This is a genomic window from Nonomuraea sp. NPDC050153 (assembly GCF_044460125.1).
Lineage (GTDB): Bacteria > Actinomycetota > Actinomycetes > Streptosporangiales > Streptosporangiaceae > Nonomuraea.
The window spans coordinates 1-2,142 of record NZ_JBITJQ010000087.1; the positions used below are offsets into that span (position 1 = coordinate 1).

Consider the following 2,142-nt stretch of genomic DNA (forward strand, 5'->3'; position numbering starts at 1 on the left):
AGTCGGGTCGGGAGCAGACGAGGTGATGATGTCTGACGGTAGGGCCCAGGGCCTTTCTTCCGCCGGTTTCCCGGTCGGCTGTGCTTTCCCTGGTGACCGTGGCCAGATCATTCCTTCTCCTGCTCCCGCCACCTCGAACTGGGCGTGCGGTTCTCCCGCACCCAGCTCACCGACGCCGTTCACCGAAGGCATGCGGTCTGTCCCGCCAGGGCTTGCCGGCCCTGGGCGGAACGACGATTCCAGACATGTTGATCAGGCCGCACCGGTCGGGCGATCGGTAGGCGACCACGTTCAGGCCGAAGTGCCTGCCGCGTTTGTGTCGCTTGCCGATGAAGATCGCCAGCCTGTCGGTCGCGTAGTTCCTGATCTTGCCGAAACGGAGGGTGGAGTGTCCGTACTTGAAGTACGTGAGCCAGCCGCGCAGGAAGTCGTTGATGTCCTGCACCACCGCTTCGACGCTCAGCAGCAGACGAGACCGGTCGGTGAGTTCCCGGATCCGGTCTCGTGCCCGCTGCATCGCCTTGTCGCTGGGCCAGCGTGCGAGGAAGTAGACCCGTTTGGCGCCGCGCAGTCCTCTTGCCCGCACCATCTTGTGGTGGAAGCCGAGGAAATCGAAACCTTCCTCCCCCTCCCACAAACGGACGATGCGGGTCTTGGCCTCCTTCGGCTCCAGGCCGAGGTCGGCCAGCAACTCCCGAAGCCGCGCGAGCGCGTCTTCGGCTTGCTGCCGGGACTTGCACATCACCACCAGGTCGTCGGCGAACCGGATGATCACCCCGTGTTCCCGCACGTCCCACACCCGGTCGATCCGGTGCAGATAGACGTTGCAGAGCAGCGGCGAAATCGGACCACCCTGAGCGGCCCCGGTCACCTCCCGGCGGACTTGCCCGTCGGTCATCACCCCTGCCCGCAGAATCTGCCGCAAGAGCTTCAAAACCGACTGATCCACCACCCGTTCCTCGATCGCTCGCATCAACTCCTCCTGCGGAATCGCCGAGAAACAGTCGGCGATGTCCGTTTCGACCACCCACCGGCGGCCCTTCCAAGCCTCATCGATGACGACTTGGAGAGCATCATGCGTGCCGCGTTTCGGACGAAACCCGAAACTGCACGGCAGAAAGTCCGCCTCGAAGACCGGCTCAAGCACGATCTTCAACGCGGCCTGCACGATCCGATCCCGAACCGTCGAGATCGCCAGCGGCCGATACTCCTCCCTCACACCCGGCTTGGGGACCAGCACCCCACGCGCAGGAGACGGACGATACCGCCGCTCTCGCAGTTCGGTGGCCAGCTCATCGAGCAGACGCTGCACGCCGTACTCCTCGACCTGGTCCAAGGTGATCCGGTCAATGCCCGGAGCGCCGTTGTTGGCACGCACCGCGACCCATCCGCGCCACAGGACGTCCCTGCGGCAGATCTTGTCCATGAGCGCGTGGAACCGTCGCCCGGGATCGGCCTTGGCCGTCCGGTAAAGCGTGTGCTGCAGGGCACGCACCTTGTCCCGGGGAACTCCCGGGCTGGCGGGACTAGCCGACGAATCGGCACTCACCAAGCACCTCCAACTACCTCACCACGCACCGACGAAGCAGGGGCCCTTCCCTCACCGCCGGTTATGTTGTCCGGTCGGCTCAAGCAGTACTACGACCCCCTCCGACTCCCTTCCGGCCGACTTCCACTTCCCGAGTTCATCGGTTATAGGTCGCCTCGCTCCGATGACACTTTCCGCAGGTCACCGGGCCGGGGAGGGCCTCTCCAGTTCCCGCCGCCACTATCTGAACGTTCCGAGCCCCTTACGCCGAGGGATCCATCACGGCTGCACCTTCAGGATCTTCACCGCTTCCATGGCCTTCGCCCTTCTCCTCCGGACTCGGCATCCCCACGTCCCACCCTCACAGGCAAGTGTGTTAACGACGCGGCAGGCTTCACTTCACGTTACGGACCGCACAGTTGCACGCCCCCTCAAGAGGCGCTCGACGCTGGGCTTCGACCCCGCCCGTTTCCAGACGAAGCCGCCAGCCTGCTACCGGGCTCCCTGACGACTACCCGGACCGGACTTCCACCGGCAAGCGACGACGAGCTTCCGCAACCGATCGTCAATCACTCATTTCGATCAACCACCAATCACTACTGGACACACAGGAG

Annotated in this window: 1 protein-coding gene; it reads right to left on the reverse strand. The window is 64.4% G+C overall.

What is annotated here, in order from left to right:
* Positions 1–166: 166 nt before the first annotated feature.
* The gene (gene ltrA, locus ACIBQ1_RS61780) at positions 167–1,495 is read right to left on the reverse strand and encodes a group II intron reverse transcriptase/maturase (protein ID WP_397292873.1); all 1,329 of its coding nucleotides are present in this window, start codon (positions 1,493–1,495) and stop codon (positions 167–169) included.
* Between the last annotated feature and the right edge of the window lie 647 nt (positions 1,496–2,142).